Raw genomic sequence first — 18,771 nt, forward strand, 5'->3', positions numbered from 1 at the left:
TTTATCGTGGGGATGCTAACCCAGGCTGTCTTTTTATCGCTTCTCGCATAATATGGTCACGTTCTTTTTGTGAAATGCTGGCTAAAATATCGTTTATTTTATCGCGTTCTTTATTTTTTTTGTTTAAACCGATAGCGATTACAGTATCTTCTACACTTGTATTAAAGCCATCTTTTAGTTCAACTAATTTGAAATTTGGAGTAATTAATTCGGAGCTTAATCCTTCCGGTAGGTCAGAAATATAAGCATCGATAACTTTTGATTGTAAGGCGACTCGCATCGAAGAGGAACTGTCGACAGGTACTTCTTTTTTGAGTCCTTTAATTTGATCTAAGGCTTTATAGTGAAAGGTGTTTAATTGACCAGTAACACGTGCATTTGAAAAGTCTTGAATCGAGGTTGCTTCTACATACGGACTGTCTTTAAGAGTTACCATCACGAGTTCAGCATCGTAATAACTCTTGGTGAAATTTATGACTTCAAGCCTTTCTTTAGTAGGTGACATTCCTGCGATAATCGCGTCGATTTTACCAGAGGTTAAAGCAGGAACTAAGCCATCCCATTCTGTTTTGATAATGACTAATTTCTTATTTAGACCTTTGGCGATTTTTTTTGCCATGTCAATATCGTAGCCACCAGCATAACCGACGGCACCTTTAAGTTGGACAGCGCCATCTTTGTTGCTGTTTTGTATCCAGTTGAAAGGAGGGTAACCGACAGTCATTCCAACTCTAAATTCTTTTTCTTGTTTTTTTTCCTTACTCACACTTGAGCAAGCGCTTGCAAAAGTGAATAAGAGGCTGAGGATTAAAACTAATTTTATTTTTTTTGCAGCATTTTATCACATCCATTCTTTTTGTTTGAATATTTAGAAAATTCAATAGATTAAGTGATCGTAAATGAAATCATATAAAAATATAGAAGTGAAAGGTTAATGTGAAAAATAAAAGTAAGTGTATTGAGATGTTAAAAGTATCTAGAGTGGTAGATCAACCGAGGAAAATAAAAAAATATACTTTAGTAGTAAAAGTATGTTTTGAAGTGAAAATCTCTTATTTATTTTTAATCAGAAGTAGGGGGTAAAAAGGGAAGTAAAGCATGCAGTTCAATCAATAAAGAGAGTTGGAAAACAAAGGAAGAGCAACAAGCTCTTTCCTAAGTATATCGTAAAAAGAACGATTTGTCACTTTCCACAAGACAGCACCTCTAAAAAGTAGATGGAAAACAAAAATTTAAATGTGCATTTTAAAAGTGGTTAATTTCAGTTTTTTTCTGATGTGTGTTACTCAGCTTTCAATAATATGATGAACTCAATTTTACGTCTTGTTGTTTCGTTTATTCTCAAAAATAAAGAAGATACCCACCCTTTAGGTTAGTATCTTCTACTTATCATTAGTTCGATAGTATTGTTACTTTTTATGTTTCGAAAATTATGTTACAATCAACGATGAAAACGCGTCCTAAGGGAATCGAACCCCTGTCTCAAGAACCGGAATCTTGTGTGATATCCACTACACTAAGGACGCATTACTCTACTATTTTACCAAACTATTTTAAAATAGCAAGAAAATTAATAAAGAAGAAGGAGTTTTAAGATGAGATTTGAACAGCATCTATCCCAGCAACAAAAACAAACACAAAAATTGGCGATGACAATGCAGATGAAACAATCCATTCAAATGTTGCAATATAATACCCCAGACTTACTCTCTTTCTTAGAAAATAAAGCATTAGAAAATCCTTTGTTAGAGGTCGACCTGCCAATGATGGATACAACTTCATATAGCTCAACAGTTAATCGGACGAACGAAGAAGAACATGATTGGTTATTACAAGTACCAGATCGTGATATTTCATTATTCGATTTTTTAATTCAACAAATTCATCTGAATTATCGGGAAACCAGCTTAAGGAAATTAAGTTTGTTTTTAGTTGAGTATATTGATTCTAATGGTTACTTAACCATCACGTTAGAAGATGCCTCTCGTTTGACCGGGGCAAGTGAAGTAGCTTTATTAGACGCTTTAAGGTTGATTCAAATATTAGAACCTGTAGGAGTTGGTGCAAGAGATTTACAAGAGTGTTTGATGTTACAAACAGAGAGAGATGAGGAAGCTCCTGAGCTGGCTTATCTTGTTTTAGAAGAGCATTTTGAAGATTTAGCTAATCGAAAATGGTCAGCGATTGAAAAAGATTACCAATTAAAATTATCAGATATTCAAAGGATTTTTGACTATCTTCAAAAACTAACCCCTTTTCCTGGAGCTGCTTTTTCAAAAACGGAGGAGCAATTTATCATTCCGGATTTATTAGTTACTATTATAGACAAAGAAATTAAAGTTAGACGGACGAAAGAATCACAACCGAAAGTTACTTTTCAGCAACACTATTTTGATAAAATGCTAAAGTCTGGTGATAAAGAAGTCAAAGACTATCTTGCTAATCGTAAAAGTGAATACGATTGGATAAAAAGAAGCCTGACTCAAAGGGGCGATACAATTTTAAGGATAGGTCAAAGCATTGTTGCTTATCAAAAAGAATTTTTTGTTGATCCTAGTCGACCTTTGCAACCACTTCAAATGAAGCAAGTGGCGAAAGAACTCTCAATTCATGAGTCAACAGTTAGTCGAAGTGTTAATGGTAAATACCTCCAAACTTCTTTTGGCATTTTTGAGTTAAAAATGTTTTTCCCAATGGGGTTGAAACAGACAAATCCAGAGGACGGAGAAGTAGCTACGGGAGAGCTAAAAAAAGAGTTAATGAAAATTGTTGAAAATGAAGATAAAAGAAAACCACTTTCTGATCAAAAAATTGTGGAAGAATTGAAAAACAAACAATATAAATTATCGCGAAGAACCGTTGCGAAGTATCGTGAAGAGCTAGGGATCGCCTCTTCATCGAAAAGAAAGCGCTATGATGAAAAGTAAATGTAAAAAGGAAAAAATATTCAACAAATAGCTTGAAAAAAAAGAGTAAGACTGATATTATAGAGCCATAGGGATGAACAAATTAAAACATCAATTTGAACTCCCTTTACTTTTTAAAATACTTGGGTCGTAAAACGTCTACGTTGGACATAAAATGACCAACCGAAGGGACAAGGAGAAAATGAGTCAGGATATTGAAATGATTGAACGGATTGCTCCTGATATCATCCAAGTAGTTGAAGAAAGATTTCGTGTTTTAAGAAATATCTATTGGATGCAACCTGTCGGCAGACGGACGTTAGCTTTAAAATTAGATGTGACAGAGCGTATTTTACGAACAGAAACAGACTATTTGAAGCAAATTAATCTAATTGATGTATCCAAAAGCGGGATGAGTTTAACAGACGAAGGTCTTTCGGTTTATCACGGCTTGGAAACATTTATTGATGCTCATGCAGGAATGCGGAAAAAAGAGCGAGCACTTGCTCGAGTGTTAGGAATTCAACAATGTATTGTTGTTTCAGGTGATAGCGATCAAGAAAAAAAAGTGCTTGAGAGTTTTGGCGCTATTGTAACAGATCTTCTAGACGAACATTTACCCGATGGCGAAAATACAATTGCTGTTATGGGTGGAACGACGATGGCGACTGTTGCAAAAAATATGCATGAACTTGAAACAGAGAATCGACATAATTTATTTGTACCCGCTCGAGGAGGCGTAGGTGAAACCATCAACATTCAAGCGAATTCAATTAGTGCGATGATGGCAGAAAAAACGGGTGGCGATTTTAAAGTACTATATGTACCAGAACAAGTCAGCCATGAAACGTATGAGTTTTTACTACAAGAACCGACAGTGCAAAAAGTATTAGAGTTGATTTCCAATACAGACTGTGTCATTCATAGTATTGGGCGCGCCTTACATATGGCGAAACGTCGTGGCATGAAGGATACAGAAATGGCAATGTTAACCAATAATGGAGCAGTAGCAGAGTCTTTTGGCTATTTCTTTGATACAGATGGTAATGTTGTTTATAAAATCCCTCGAATTGGTCTTCAATTGAAAGATTTAAAAAAAGCGAGGTGTGTTCTTGCAGTAGCGGGAGGCAAAAGTAAAGCTAAAGCTATTCAAGCGTACATAAAAAATGCTCCTTCACAAACGTGGTTAATCACAGACGAAGGTGCATGTGATCAGATTTTAAAAGAGGTGACTCTTTAAAAATAAATAATATAGTTTCGATTTTCTAAAGGAGGAAATCTCACATGACAGTTAAAGTAGCAATTAATGGATTTGGACGTATCGGACGTTTAGCATTCCGCCGTATTCAAGAAGTTGAAGGATTAGAAGTAGTAGCAATTAATGACTTAACAGATGGTGAAATGTTAGCTCACTTATTAAAATATGATACAACTCAAGGTCGTTTCAATGGCGAAGTAGAAGTTCATGATGGATTCTTTAAAGTAAATGGTAAAGATGTTAAAGTTTTTGCTAATGCTAACCCAGCTGAATTACCATGGGGCGAATTAGGCGTAGATATCGTTTTAGAATGTACTGGATTCTTTAACTCTAAAGATAAAGCTGAAAAACATATTGAAGCTGGAGCTAAACGTGTTGTTCTTTCTGCTCCTGGTGGAAATGACGTGAAAACTGTTGTATTCAATACTAACCACGAAATTTTAGATGGTTCAGAAACAGTTATCTCTGGAGCGTCATGTACAACAAACTGTCTTGCACCAATGGCTGATGCATTACATAAAAACTTTGGTATCATCGAAGGCTTGATGACAACTATTCATGCTTACACTGGTGACCAAAATACATTAGATGCACCTCATGCTAAAGGCGATTTCCGTCGTGCTCGTGCAGCTGCAGCTAACATCGTTCCAAATACGACTGGTGCTGCTAAAGCAATTGGTTTAGTAATTCCAGAATTAAATGGTAAATTAGATGGAGCAGCTCAACGTGTTCCTGTTGCAACTGGTTCATTAACTGAATTAGTAACAGTTTTAGAAAAAGATACATCAGTTGAAGAAGTCAACGCAGTGATGGCTAAAGCAGCTAACGAATCTTATGGATATACTGAAGATCCAATCGTTTCTTCTGATATCGTAGGTATTTCTTTCGGATCATTATTTGATGCAACTCAAACGAAAGTAATGACTGTTGATGGAAAACAATTAGTTAAAACAGTTGCTTGGTATGATAATGAAATGTCATATACAGCACAATTAATCCGTACTTTACAATATTTTGCAAAATTAGCTTAATTTATTCAAATTAAACTAATCGGAGCGGGGAAGCAATCGCGCTTCTCCGCTTTTTATATTGATAAACAACCTTAGGAGGTTTTTGACCATGGCTAAAAAAATTGTTGAAGATTTAGATTTAAAAGGTAAAAAAGTCTTAGTCCGTGTTGATTTTAATGTTCCGATTAAAGATGGTGTTATTACTAACGACAACCGTATTGTTGCGGCAATACCGACCATCGAATATATTTTAAATCAAGGTGGAAAAGCAATTCTATTCTCTCACTTAGGACGTGTAAAAACAGAAGAAGATAAAGTAGGAAAATCTTTAGCACCTGTTGCTAAACGTTTGTCTGAATTATTAAACAAACCAGTTACTTTTGTTCCTGAAACACGTGGAGCGGATTTAGAAAAAGCAATCAACGACATGGCAGCTGGCGATATTGTGGTTGTTGAAAATACTCGTTATGAAGATATTGATGGTAAGAAAGAAAGCAAAAATGATCCTGAATTAGGTAAATATTGGGCATCTTTAGGTGATGTATTTGTGAATGATGCATTCGGTACAGCTCATCGTGCTCATGCTTCTAACGTTGGAATTGCATCTAATTTACCTTCAGCAGCTGGTTACTTAATGGATAAAGAAATTAAATTTATCGGTGGCGCTGTTGATGAACCCAAACGTCCATTTATCGCTATTCTAGGTGGCGCAAAAGTGTCAGATAAAATCGGCGTAATTGAAAACTTAATCGATAAAGCAGACAAAATCCTTATCGGTGGTGGGATGACGTATACCTTTAACGTGGCTCAAGGCCGTAGCATTGGTAAATCAATCGTAGAATTAGATAAAGTTGAATTAGCAAAAACAATTTTAGAAAAAGCTGGCGACAAATTAGTTTTACCAATCGATACTGTTTGTGCACCAGATTTTGATAATGATGCACCAACAACGATTATTGAAGGCAATATCCCAGATGATTTAGAAGGATTGGATATTGGACCAAAAACAATTGAATTATTTACAAAAGAATTAGCCGGCGCTAAAACAGTGGTATGGAATGGCCCAATGGGAGTTTTTGAATTATCAACCTTTGCTAAAGGCACAATCGGTGTTTGTGAAGCGATTGCTAACCTTGATGATGCAACAACAATCATTGGCGGTGGAGACTCAGCAGCAGCAGCTATTCAATTAGGTTATGCTGAAAAAGTAACTCACATTTCAACTGGTGGCGGAGCGTCATTAGAATACTTAGAAGGTAAAAAATTACCAGGTGTAGAATCTATTTCTGATAAATAATTTTACTTAATAATGAAGGAGATATAAAACATGCGTAAACCAATTATTGCAGGTAACTGGAAAATGAATAAAACAGCTTCAGAAGCTCACGCTTTTGCTGAAGCCGTTAAAACAAAAATTCCATCAAATGATAAAGTAGATTCAGTCATCGGTGCACCAACTCTATTTTTAGCTGATCTTAAAGCAAGTGCTAAAGGAACGGAATTAAAAATTGCCGCTCAAAATTGCTACTTTGAAAATGCAGGAGCTTTTACAGGAGAAACATCTCCAGCAGCCTTAGCTGACTTAGAGATGGATTATGTGATTATCGGACACTCTGAACGTCGTGAGTTTTTCCACGAAACAGATGAAGATGTTAACAAAAAAGCTAAAGCAATTATTGCGAATGGTATGACTCCAATCGTTTGTTGTGGTGAAAGTCTTGAAACATACGAAGCTGGCAAAACAGCGGAATGGATTGAAGGACAAATCACAGGAGCACTAAAAGATTTAACTCCTGAACAAGTATCAAACCTTGTGATTGCTTATGAACCAATCTGGGCAATTGGAACTGGAAAATCAGCTGATGCTACGATTGCAGATGAAATCTGTGGTGTGGTACGTCAAACAGTTGCTAAACTTTATAACGATGACGTTGCTGGAAAAGTTCGTATTCAATATGGTGGTTCTGTTAAACCAGAAAACATTGTTGAATATATGGCTAAGGAAAACGTTGATGGTGCATTAGTTGGTGGCGCAAGCTTACAACCTGAATCATTCTTAGCATTATTGGAGGCTGTAAAGTAATGAGCAAAGGACCTGTTGCAATTATTATTTTAGATGGCTTTGGTAAGCGTGACGAAGTAACAGGGAATGCTGTTGCTCAAGCGAAAAAACCAAACTTTGATCGTTATTGGAATCAATTTCCACATAATACATTAAAAGCATCTGGTTTAGATGTAGGCCTACCTGAAGGACAAATGGGTAATTCAGAAGTTGGGCATACAAATATTGGTGCCGGACGTATTGTCTATCAAAGTTTAACTCGTATTGATAAGTCAATCTTAGATGGCGAATTCCAAACGAATGAATCGTTAAATCATGCAATGGAGTATTCATTGGATAAGGATTCAAACTTACATTTATTTGGTCTTTTATCAGATGGCGGAGTTCATAGTCATCAAAAACATCTCTATGCTTTATTAGATATGGCAAAAGCTAAAGGAATCAAACATACTTATGTCCATGCCTTCTTAGATGGTCGTGACGTTGCTCCAACTTCTGCTGTTGATTATATGACAGAACTTGTCGCTTACATGAATAAAATTGGTTATGGTGAAGTAGCGACTGTTTCAGGTCGTTTCTATGCAATGGACCGTGACAAACGTTGGGAACGTGTTGAAAAAGCGTATGATGCAATTGTGGATGGTACAGGTGTTTCTGCAACTGATCCAATCGAAGCAATTAAAGCGTCATATGCCAATGACATAACAGACGAATTTGTTTTACCGATTGTCATCGAAAAAGAGGGACAACCAGTTGGTTCAGTTAAAGATAATGACGCTGTTATCTTCTTTAACTTCCGTCCTGACCGTGCTATTCAATTATCAAATGCCTTTACTGATCTTGAATGGGAACATTTTACTCGTCAAAATCATCCAAAGGGTGTTAAATTTGTAACAATGACATTATATAATCCGAGTGTGGTTGCAGAAGTTGCTTTTGCTCCTATTCCGATGACTAATGTAATTGGTGAAGTTTTAGCCAACGAAGGCTTAAAACAATTAAGAATTGCGGAAACAGAAAAATATCCTCACGTTACTTTCTTTATGAATGGTGGACGTAATGAAGAATTTCCTGGAGAAAGCCGAATTTTAATCAACTCACCAAAAGTTGAAACTTATGATTTACAACCTGAAATGAGCGCTTATGAAGTAACTGATGCTTTAGTAGCAGATATTGAAGCTGGAAAAAATGATGCGATTATTTTAAACTTTGCCAATCCTGATATGGTTGGACATTCTGGTAAACTTGATGCTACAATCAAAGCAATCGAAGCCGTAGATGAAAATCTTGGTCGTGTTGTGGATGCGATATTAGCTAAGGGTGGTTCTGCCATTATCTTTGCCGATCATGGTAACTCTGAAACAATGATGACACCAGAGGGTAACCCACATACAGCTCATACGACTGTACCGGTTCCTGTTATTGTAACAAAAACTGGTGTAACCGTTCGTGATGGTGGTCGTCTTGCTGACGTTGCCCCAACAATGCTTGATTTATTAGGTATTGCTAAACCAGCAGAAATGACTGGTGAAAGTTTAATCAAAGGTTAAAAAAACTTGTTTTTATTTGCAAGTTGTTATGAAACTAGTTAGAATAAAACTATAGAGTGTTTTCATGAAAATGATACATTCTTTAGCTATAAATACAAACATCCTAAAGGAGAGAAAAAAACATGTCAATTATTACTGATGTTTATGCTCGCGAAGTCCTAGACTCACGTGGAAACCCAACTATCGAGGTAGAAGTTTATACAGAAAGCGGTGCTTTTGGTCGCGGAATGGTTCCTTCTGGAGCATCAACTGGTGAATACGAAGCCGTAGAATTACGTGACGGAGATAAATCTCGTTATTTAGGTAAAGGTGTTTTAAAAGCTGTTGATAATGTAAACAACATCATCGCTGAAGAAATTATTGGATTTGACGTTAGAGATCAAATGTCAATTGACAAAAAAATGATCGAATTAGACGGAACTCCAAACAAAGGTAAATTAGGCGCTAACGCTATTCTAGGTGTTTCTATTGCCGCTGCTCGTGCTGCTGCAGATTACTTAGAAATTCCTTTATATCATTACTTAGGTGGATTTAACACTAAAGTAATCCCAACACCAATGATGAACATCATTAATGGTGGTTCTCACGCTGACAACAGTGTTGATTTCCAAGAATTTATGATCATGCCTGTAGGAGCTCCTACATTTAAAGAAGCAATCCGTATGGGTGCTGAAATTTTCCATAACCTAGCTAAAGTATTAAAAGGCAAAGGTCTTAACACAAGTGTAGGTGACGAAGGTGGATTTGCTCCTGACTTATCATCTAACGAAGAAGCTTTAGAAGTTATTATTGAAGCTATCGAAGCTGCTGGATATGTTCCAGGAAAAGACGTACGTTTAGCAATGGACGTAGCGGCATCAGAATTCTACAATAAAGAAACTGGTATGTATGACTTAACTTCAGAAGGTCGCTCTTTATCTTCTCAAGAAATGGTTGCTTTATACGAAGAATTATCTGCTAAATACCCAATCATCTCAATCGAAGATGGATTAGATGAAAACGACTGGGAAGGTTTCAAACACCTAACTGAAAAATTAGGTAAGAAAATTCAATTAGTAGGTGACGATTTATTCGTTACAAATACTGAAAAATTAAAACGTGGTATCGAAGAAGGTATTTCTAACTCTATCTTAATCAAAGTTAACCAAATCGGTACTTTAACTGAAACATTTGAAGCAATTGAAATGGCTAAAGAAGCTGGTTATACAGCAGTTATCTCTCACCGTTCTGGTGAAACTGAAGATTCTACTATTTCAGATATCGCAGTTGCAACTAACGCTGGTCAAATCAAAACTGGTTCTGCTAGCCGTACTGACCGTATTGCTAAATACAACCAATTATTACGTATTGAAGACCAATTAGGTGAAGTAGCTGAATATAAAGGCTTAGCTTCATTCTATAACTTAGCTAACAAATAATTACAAGTTTATATAAATGCTTATTCTAAGGGAATTAAAACTACTCGGACGTAACACTCTCTGGCTGATGCTAGGGGGTGTTTTTTTATTTGCGGGAAGGTAGACCAATTTCGTTATTTACTAAATTTTAGCTGTTTCGAGTAGAAAAAGTGTTCCTGGATAGCAGTACAAAAATAATTGGTATAGATATATTTGTTATTTAATTTCTCTATTTATTTGATTAAAATAAGGGAGAGATTTATATGTTATTAGAAGAATTGAGAAGTGAATTTATACTGGATTGTCGAATTAGAAGTCTATCTGAGAGGACTGTAGAAACTTACGAACTGAATATTAGTTTGTTTTTGAGATGGTTAGAGAAAGAGATGAAAGTTAATGAACTCTCGCCACTTAATAAAAATCATTTCAAAATGTATGTGGTTTACTTACAACGAGAACAACATCAAGCAAGCTATATCAATCTGTTGATGAAATGCTTAAAATCATTCTTTAATTATTTGGTGGAGGAAGAGTATGTGTCAGTCAACTATCCGAAACAAATCAAAGTCTTGAAGGAAGAACAGAAGGTGATAGATACCTTCTCAGATAAACAAGTAAAGGAATTGATTCGATATTATAATAAATCTGATTATCTAAATGTAAGAAATAAATTGATAGTGATGTTATTTGTAGACACAGGTATACGATGCACAGAGCTACGACAGATCAAAACAGACTTTGTCTTTGATAACTACATTAAACTTCATGGGAAGGGCAACAAATGGCGTGTCGTACCTATCAGTTCATCTCTACAGAAGCAATTGTTGAAGTATGACAGAATGAAGAACACCTACTTTACTTCTAGGCAGATTACTATTAAAGATGATACACTTTTACTGACTAGATCAGGTGAGAATATCAAATCAAATGTTGCTATTGAAAAGATTATCGGTGATGCTAGTATAGGGATAGAAGGAGTTTCTGATATCAGGTGTAGTCCACATACATTGAGACATTATTTTGCCAAGACAAGTATTAAGAATGGGCAGGATATATTTACTTTGTCAAAGCTGTTAGGGCATTCAAATATCAAGATAACTCAAAGGTATTTAGAGAGTATGAATAGTGAGGAAATTGTGGAGAAGGGAATGAAGACGAGTCCTTTATCTCTAAATTATTAAAAAAATATCAAGTTTTATCGTGTATAATAAAAGTATTATTAGTAAGAGGAGTGTTGGTATTGAGTTTTCAAAATTTAATAAACCAAATTAATGAAATTTCAGATACACAAAGAGACAGAGGGACTTATTTTGAATATCTGGTTCAAGCTTATTTAAAAAACGAGCCAATGTATAAAAATGAATTTTCTGATGTATGGATGTTAAGTGAAGTACCAGAAGAGTATGAGATTCCTAAAGTTGATTTAGGTGTAGATTTAGTAGCTAGAAAACATACTGGTGAGTTTGTAGCTGTTCAAGCTAAATTTTATCAATCAGCTATTCAAAAATCTGATATAGACTCTTTTTTAGGTGAGCTTGGAAAGAGCTACTATGAGTCTGGAATAATTGTTGCTTCAACGGATAAATGGGGAAAAAACGCAGAAAAGGCATTATCAGATAGAGATGATGTTATCAGAATAGGTTTATCAGATTTAAGAAATTCGCAAATTGAGTGGGAAAAATATTCTTTTGCAAATCCTAATCAAGTGGAGATAAAAATAAAGAAAAAATTAAGACCTTATCAATTTGAAGTAGTTGAAAAAGCATTAGCTCATTTTTCAAAAACTGATCGTGGTCAATTGATTATGGCTCCAGGAACGGGTAAGACTTTTACAAGTTTAAAGGTAGCGGAAGCAATGGCAAAAAAAGAGAAAACAGATCAATTTGTTGTACTTTATTTAGTTCCGAGTATTCAGCTATTAACTCAAACATTAAGAGGTTGGAATAATGATACTGAGATGAGTATGTCATCTATGGCAGTCACGAGTGATCGTAATGCAAGTAAAGGTAAAGTTAAGCAAGATGAATCGAATTTAACCACTCGTGCAAGTGATATTGGATATCCTGCAACAACTTCATTTGAAAAAGTTGTAGAGAACTACAATGAATTATCCAATAAAAGTAAAACAGATTTATTGGTTGTATTTGGAACTTATCAATCCATTGATGTATTAGGAAAGGCTCAGAAAGAAGGATTTCCTGAGTTTGATTTAATAATTGCTGATGAAGCACATAGAACTACAGGGGCTACGGTATTAGGTGATGAAGCAAGTGTTTTTGTGAAGGTACATAGCGATAAAAATGTTAAAGGTAAAAAAAGATTGTATCAAACGGCAACACCTAAACTTTACGGAATGGATGCAAAGAAGAAAGCAGAAGAGACATCAACAGTTATTTCTAGTATGGATGATGTTGAAAAATTCGGGGAAATCTTTTTTAGATTAGGATTTGGAGATGCTATATCTCAAGATTATTTGACCGATTATAAATTAATGGTTCTTGCAGTAGATGAGTCAGTTATTCAAAAAGATATGCAGAAGTCAATTTCAGATCCAGAGAATGGCTTAGGAATTGATGATATTGGTAGAATTATTGGTATTTGGAATGGAATGTTAAAAAGAGAAACATTTTCAAATAAAGTTAGTGGAGATCCGATGAAAAGAGCCATAGCTTTTTCAAGAACTATAAAAGATAGTCAACGAATTTCAGAACAGTTTGAAAGTGTTGTTAATGATTATCTTGACTCTGAGGAAGGATATAGAGCCGAAGTAAAGCATGTAGACGGTGGAATGAATGCTTTAGAAAAAAATGAAGCATTAGATTGGTTAGCAAGTGAAGACATTCTAGATAATTCTGCTAGAATTTTATCAAATGTTAGATTCTTAACTGAAGGAATAGATGTTCCTAACCTAGATGCAATTATATTCTTATCACCAAGAAAATCACAAGTTGATATTGTTCAAGCAGTTGGTCGAATTATTCGTAAATCACCAGATAAAGAGTATGGTTATATCGTTTTACCAATTGTAATACCTGCTGGAGAAACGGCCGAGTCCATTTTAGATAATAACAAAACATATGATGTGATATGGCAAGTACTTAATGCTCTTAGATCAGTGGATGAAAGATTTGAAGCTACGGTTAATAAATTACAATTAAATAAAAAGAAACCAGATAATATTCAAGTAATTGGTGTTGGTGGAGCTCCTGACGACCCTAATTTTAATCAGAATAATATAATTGACGATCCTAGCAGTGTCTATCAAACGTCACTAGATTTAGACTGGGAAGAAGTAGAAGGTGCAATATATGGTAAAATCGTTCAAAAAGTTGGTGATAGACGTTATTTAGAAGATTGGTCAAAAGATGTTTCCAAAATTGCTAAAAGACATATGTCCTATATTGAAAATATTATTAAAACAAATGAAGGTGCGAAAGAGCAGTTTGAGAAATTTTTATCTAGTTTAAGACATAATATAAATGAGTCTATATCATACGATCAAGCAGTAGAAATGTTAGCGCAGCATCTTATCACATTGCCAATATTTGAAGCGCTATTTGATGAGTATAGTTTTGTTAGAAATAATCCAGTTGGTCTAGCTATGGAGACAATAATTAGTGAGTTTTCAAAGTATGGATTTGAAAAAGAGCAAAAAGAACTAGTTCCATTTTATGAGTCGGTTAGATTAAGAGCTAGTGGAATAGATAATGCGGAAGCTAAACAAAAAATCATTGTCACATTATATGATAAGTTTTTTAGTACAGGATTTAAAGATACAACGGAACAATTAGGAATAGTGTTTACACCTATAGAAGTGGTAGATTTTATTGTGAAATCAGTGGATGATATTTTATTCCAACATTTTAATAAGCGTATTGCGAGTGATAATGTTCATTTGTTAGATCCTTTCACAGGAACAGGCACATTTATAGTTAGAATATTATCTTTACTAAAAGAACAATTGGAACAAGGTGAAGTAACATTATCCAATATAGTTAGAAAGTATACTCAAGAATTACATGCCAATGAAATTGTTCTATTAAGTTATTATATAGCTGCCATTAATATTGAAGCTACATTTGATGAAATTAATAAACAAGGGTATGTACCGTTTGAAGGAATTGTTTTAACAGATACCTTTGAGTCTACAGAGAAAGAAGACACTTTAGATGATACTTTCTTTGGAAATAATGATGAACGCTTAAGGAAACAGCAAGAAACAAAAATTACGGCAATCGTAGGTAATCCACCTTACTCAATTGGACAAAATAGTGCTAATGACGACAATCAAAATATATCGTATCCTATTCTTGAAAAATCAATTGATGAAACTTATGCTAAGTTTTCCAATGCCTCTCTTCTTAAGAGTTTATACGATTCATATGTTAAAGCTTTTAGATGGGCTTCAGATAGGATTGAGGATAAAGGAATAGTATCTTTTGTTTCTAACGGTTCTTTCATAGATAGTAATAGTACTGATGGCTTTAGAAATTCATTGTATAAAGAATTTAACTATATTTATGTATTTAACTTGAGAGGAGATCAGAGAACTGTAGGTGAAAAATCTAGAAGAGAAGGTGGAAAGATATTTGGTTCTGGAAGCAGAACACCTATTGCTATAACAGTGCTTGTAAAAGATGGTAGTGATAACCATCAAATATTTTATAAAGATATTGGAGATTATTTGAATAGAGATCAAAAGTTATCGATTATTAAGAGTTATTCTTCAATAGTTAATGTGGACTGGGAAGAAATTTATCCTGATGAAAATAATGACTGGATTAATCAAAGAGATCCGAATTATGAAAAGTATATTCCAATGGACGGGGGATACTTTAAAGATAAGGTAATAGGTGTAAGCACAAATAGAGATGAATGGGTTTATGATTATAATACTCAAACTCTTCAAGAAAAAGTAAACAGAATGATTAACAACTATAATAATGAGGTAATAAAAGTTTCAAAAATAAAAGAAAAAAGTGAAAAATTAAAAAATAAGAATACTGCTACTGATTATGTCAAATGGAGTGCAAAATTAGATAAAATGCTTATTTCTGGTGAAAAAATAAAGCCTGATGATAATAAAATCATACGTAGTATGTATAGACCTTTTAATAAAAAATATTTATATTATCAAGAGGAAATTATTGAACGACCAGGTAGATATAAGGATATTTTTGGTAATGAGAATTTAGTTATTTGTGTTACTGGAAAAGGAGCATCTAGAGAATTTTCAGCCTTAATAACTGATAGTATTCCCAATTTGGATATGATGGAAAAAGGGCAAAGTTTTTATTTAACTAATAATAAAAGCGATGAATTAGCTTTGTTCCAAGATAATAAAAACATTACTGAAGAAATTACAGAAAAATTGAATTTATCTATTGATGATGTGTTTTATTATGTTTATGGAATATTACATTCACCTGAATATAAAGAAAAATATTGTAATGAACTCAGAAAAGGTCTACCACATATACCAATAGTTAAAAATATTGATAAATTTATTGAGGTTGGTAGAAAGTTGGCTGATATTCATATTAATTATGAAAAAATTGAACCATTGGAACAAGTAAATGTTGAAATTGCTGATAATGCTAGTTTTGAAGTTAAACAAATGAAACATCCTAAAAGAACAGAAAAATCAGTTATCAACTTTAATTCAGATATAAAAATAACTAATATACCTGATGAAGCGTATGAGTATATCGTTAATGGAAAACCTGCTATTCAATGGATTATGGAACAATATAGTATTCCGAATAAAACAAAGTCTGGTAATATTGATGATCCAAATCTTTATTCTGATAACCCAAGATATGTATTAGATTTATTGCTTTCGATAATTAGTGTATCAGTAAAAACTGTAGAGCTAGTTAATAGTTTGCCGAAACTAGAAATTGTTGAATAAAGTAATATCTAGTTTTGATGATAAGTATCTAAAAAATTACGATAAAGTTTAAAGTGATGACAATTGTGAATTGAAATCAAGAAATAAAATAACGTGAATTATAGAAAAATGAAGATCACTAGTATATAATAAAATATGTTGAAAAGAAAATGATTTAAAAACAATCAAAAAAAACTCATATAAAAATTTTTTTGATTGTTTTTTTAACTTTTTTTTACATAAAGTATTAAACTTCTTTAAAAAGTAATCCATATCACACGCGATGCGAATGATTGTAAAATCGTTCAGGTAAGGGAGAATGTAATGATAAATAAAGAAATATGGCTTGAAAATCTTAAATCTGTGTTAATTGGAGATATTATCAGTAAAGGTATTCCTTTTTTGGAAATAAATAGACCGTACTCGAGTTTATATAGTTCTATTTCTGGTGAAGAGCTCGAGAATTTACAAAAATTTCATATAGAAGAAAACTTTTTGAATTTGGAAAATAATTTAATTAAAATTTATGAAAATATTGATGATGAGCTAGATGAAGTTTTAATAAATGAGGATGGTATTGAGGCAGAAATATTAGAAGTAAAGGAAAAAGATTTAACTGATGAAGTTATAGAAGAATTGTATAAACATTGGAAAAATTTTGAGAATCAAGTCAGACCAAAAAATAATTTAGAAGAATATAATAAATTAAGATCGACTGAGAAAAAGAAAAGAATGAAGTCCTCAGAAATTGTTGACCTCAAATATCAAGAAAACAACATGTCTAGAACAAAATCTCACTATGCTTTTAGCAACTACGCTTTTAAAAAAGATATAATGATGGATGAAGTAGAAGTAATGATTATGGCGGTATTATCTAGTTTTAATGACACTGGAGAGTTTAGAACAAGGCCAATTAATATTCACATGATATTTTCAACAATTATGAATTGGGGAGTGAGTACTAATAATAGTAGATCTTTTAAAATGATTGAACAATCATTGGATAGTTTATTTTTAAAAGGATTGATAGATTTTGAATATTATGTTTTTGTTGGAGATAAAAATGGTAAAGGAAATAAGAAAGAGAATTTATTTGTTGTGAGTCAGAAATGCTTACCAACAAGAGAGTATACGTTTTTAGATAGTCAAATGTTTTATAAAATATTTGACCATCAAGGATTTATAGAAAAAGCTAAAAGAATGGCTGTATACGTTAGTGTATCATATAGATGTTATTATGTGAGTCAATTAGATAATAAAGATATTTTAAAAAGTGCTTTAATGTCAGTTTGTTTTGAAAAACTTGAGGGAATAGGAAAGAGAATAGGAATTGAAAGACAAGCAGTCTCTAGAGTAATTCAAAGCTTAGAAAATGAAAAAATATTGGCATACTATGAAGTTGTTCTAAATTCAAGTATTAATGGAGAGTCAAAATATTATATTAGTAAGTATGAGGATTTAGAATATATGAAAGTTGCAGTTAAGAAGCAGTTAGAACGAGGAGAAATAATAAAAGTTTTAACTGGTAATAAAGAAAAAGTAGCTACATCCACACAGAACGAATAAAAAAATAACGTGAATTTTTAGGAAATGTTTAAAAAGAGTAAAATGAAACCTAATTTGTAACAATTAAACGCAATAAGAAGAAAATCAATATATATTTTAAAAATGAAAGATTTAAACTTAGTTTTAGTTCTTTGATCGTAATTGATTCTGTTACTTTTGGGTACACTTCAAAGAAAAAATAATATCATCATGAGATGCTTGAAATTTAAGTGTTTTGTGATGATATTTTCGTGTCCTATGGGTTGACTATTAATTACGTTTCAATTACATTTAAAATACTAGGAGGTAAGGTTAATGTATGTAGCGTATTTAAGAGTCTCAACATCAGATCAGAATTTAGCTAGACAAGAACAGTCTATATTGGATTGGCAAAAGAAGAATGATATAGACGATGGAGATTTAAAAGTATTCAAAGAAAAGATGTCAGGTAAGAACATAACGGATCGAACTGAATTGAATAACATGTTGTCGTTCATCAGAGAGCGTGATACAGTCGTTATAACGAGTTTAGATAGAATTGGAAGAAACAGTCGAGATATCAAAGAACTATTGCAAGAGATAGCAAATAAAGGGGCTAACATAGAGATCCTTGATCTACCTACCTTCTCTGGTGTGAGTGAACCTGCGTTGAGAGATTTGTTGACCAACCTTGTTATTGAGGTGTTTTCTTATGTTGCTGAATCAGAGCGTAATAAGATTAAAGAGAGACAACGTGAAGGTATTGAACTTGCCAAAGAGCGTGGAGTCTATAAAGGCAGACCAATTAAGTATCATAGAGATGCAAAGGGTGCTGAGAAGCTTGTTTATGATGAAGTGATTAATTCACTTGATAAAGGTGAAACAGTTAAGAATATTGCTGAGAAAGTTAACATCTCTAGAAAGACTGTATATGCTATAAAGAGTCGAAGAGATGTTGAAGAAGGAGGGGGTAAAAATGAATAAGGACATGGATAAGATTATGGAACAGGTCATACATGAGCTAGGCAAAGGTGAGGAGATTGAAAGACGTACACCACAAATATTAGAAAAGCTTTTGATTATTTGGAAAGAAACAGCTAAAGAGCAGCGATTTCAACAATGAATTGGCAACACTTTTCTGTACAAAAATTATAAGGTCTTTATTTTCTTCAAC

13 protein-coding genes and 1 tRNA gene are annotated in these 18,771 nt (G+C 33.4%); 12 read left to right on the forward strand and 2 right to left on the reverse strand.

Annotated elements, in window-relative coordinates:
* Position 1 precedes the first annotated feature (1 nt).
* Together ACTJFD_RS10190 and ACTJFD_RS10195 are read right to left on the reverse strand one after the other, a co-directional pair.
* Positions 2–766 (reverse strand): transporter substrate-binding domain-containing protein, encoded by a 765-nt coding sequence (locus tag ACTJFD_RS10190; protein ID WP_442261409.1) that lies wholly within the window; start codon positions 764–766, stop codon positions 2–4.
* A 688-nt stretch (positions 767–1,454) separates the two neighbouring features.
* A tRNA-Arg gene (locus ACTJFD_RS10195) sits at positions 1,455–1,526 on the reverse strand.
* Between the two features lie 69 nt (positions 1,527–1,595).
* Here ACTJFD_RS10195 and rpoN point away from each other — a divergent pair.
* The 12 genes from rpoN to ACTJFD_RS10255 all read left to right on the forward strand — a co-directional run bounded on the left by rpoN (position 1,596) and on the right by ACTJFD_RS10255 (position 18,720).
* Entirely contained in the window at positions 1,596–2,927 is a 1,332-nt protein-coding gene (gene rpoN, locus ACTJFD_RS10200) for an RNA polymerase factor sigma-54 (RefSeq protein ID WP_442261411.1), read from the forward strand.
* 181 nt (positions 2,928–3,108) lie between these two features.
* Positions 3,109–4,146 (forward strand): sugar-binding transcriptional regulator, encoded by a 1,038-nt coding sequence (locus ACTJFD_RS10205; protein WP_442261413.1) that lies wholly within the window; start codon positions 3,109–3,111, stop codon positions 4,144–4,146.
* A 44-nt stretch (positions 4,147–4,190) separates the two neighbouring features.
* Positions 4,191–5,195 (forward strand): type I glyceraldehyde-3-phosphate dehydrogenase, encoded by a 1,005-nt coding sequence (gene gap / locus ACTJFD_RS10210; RefSeq protein ID WP_442261415.1) that lies wholly within the window; start codon positions 4,191–4,193, stop codon positions 5,193–5,195.
* Positions 5,196–5,283: 88 nt separating this feature from the next.
* Positions 5,284–6,471, forward strand: a complete 1,188-nt coding sequence (locus ACTJFD_RS10215; protein ID WP_442261416.1) for a phosphoglycerate kinase — start codon at positions 5,284–5,286, stop codon at positions 6,469–6,471.
* Positions 6,472–6,501: 30 nt separating this feature from the next.
* Positions 6,502–7,257 carry a triose-phosphate isomerase gene (gene tpiA / locus ACTJFD_RS10220; RefSeq protein ID WP_442261418.1) on the forward strand — a complete coding sequence of 252 codons (756 nt, stop codon included), beginning with the start codon at positions 6,502–6,504 and terminating at the stop codon, positions 7,255–7,257.
* Positions 7,257–8,786, forward strand: a complete 1,530-nt coding sequence (gene gpmI / locus ACTJFD_RS10225; protein ID WP_442261420.1) for a 2,3-bisphosphoglycerate-independent phosphoglycerate mutase — start codon at positions 7,257–7,259, stop codon at positions 8,784–8,786. The genes tpiA and gpmI overlap by 1 nt, the downstream gene beginning before the upstream one ends.
* Positions 8,787–8,908: 122 nt before the next feature.
* On the forward strand, positions 8,909–10,204 hold the full coding sequence (gene eno / locus ACTJFD_RS10230; RefSeq protein WP_442261422.1) for a phosphopyruvate hydratase: 1,296 nt from the start codon (positions 8,909–8,911) through the stop codon (positions 10,202–10,204).
* A 242-nt stretch (positions 10,205–10,446) separates the two neighbouring features.
* The gene (locus ACTJFD_RS10235) at positions 10,447–11,364 is read left to right on the forward strand and encodes a tyrosine-type recombinase/integrase (RefSeq protein ID WP_442261424.1); all 918 of its coding nucleotides are present in this window, start codon (positions 10,447–10,449) and stop codon (positions 11,362–11,364) included.
* Positions 11,365–11,423: 59 nt separating this feature from the next.
* Positions 11,424–16,094, forward strand: coding sequence for a DEAD/DEAH box helicase (locus ACTJFD_RS10240; RefSeq protein ID WP_442261425.1), 4,671 nt, complete (start codon positions 11,424–11,426; stop codon positions 16,092–16,094).
* A 303-nt stretch (positions 16,095–16,397) separates the two neighbouring features.
* Positions 16,398–17,639 carry a hypothetical protein gene (locus ACTJFD_RS10245; RefSeq protein WP_442261427.1) on the forward strand — a complete coding sequence of 414 codons (1,242 nt, stop codon included), beginning with the start codon at positions 16,398–16,400 and terminating at the stop codon, positions 17,637–17,639.
* Positions 17,640–17,933: 294 nt separating this feature from the next.
* Complete coding sequence (locus ACTJFD_RS10250) at positions 17,934–18,581, forward strand: recombinase family protein (RefSeq protein ID WP_442261428.1); 648 nt, start codon at positions 17,934–17,936, stop codon at positions 18,579–18,581.
* The gene (locus ACTJFD_RS10255; RefSeq protein ID WP_442261429.1) at positions 18,574–18,720 is read left to right on the forward strand and encodes a hypothetical protein; all 147 of its coding nucleotides are present in this window, start codon (positions 18,574–18,576) and stop codon (positions 18,718–18,720) included. Before ACTJFD_RS10250 ends, ACTJFD_RS10255 begins: the two co-directional genes overlap by 8 nt.
* Positions 18,721–18,771 lie beyond the last annotated feature (51 nt).

Origin of the sequence: Vagococcus sp., from assembly GCF_052102835.1 — a bacterium.
Taxonomy (GTDB): Bacteria; Bacillota; Bacilli; order Lactobacillales; family Vagococcaceae; genus Vagococcus.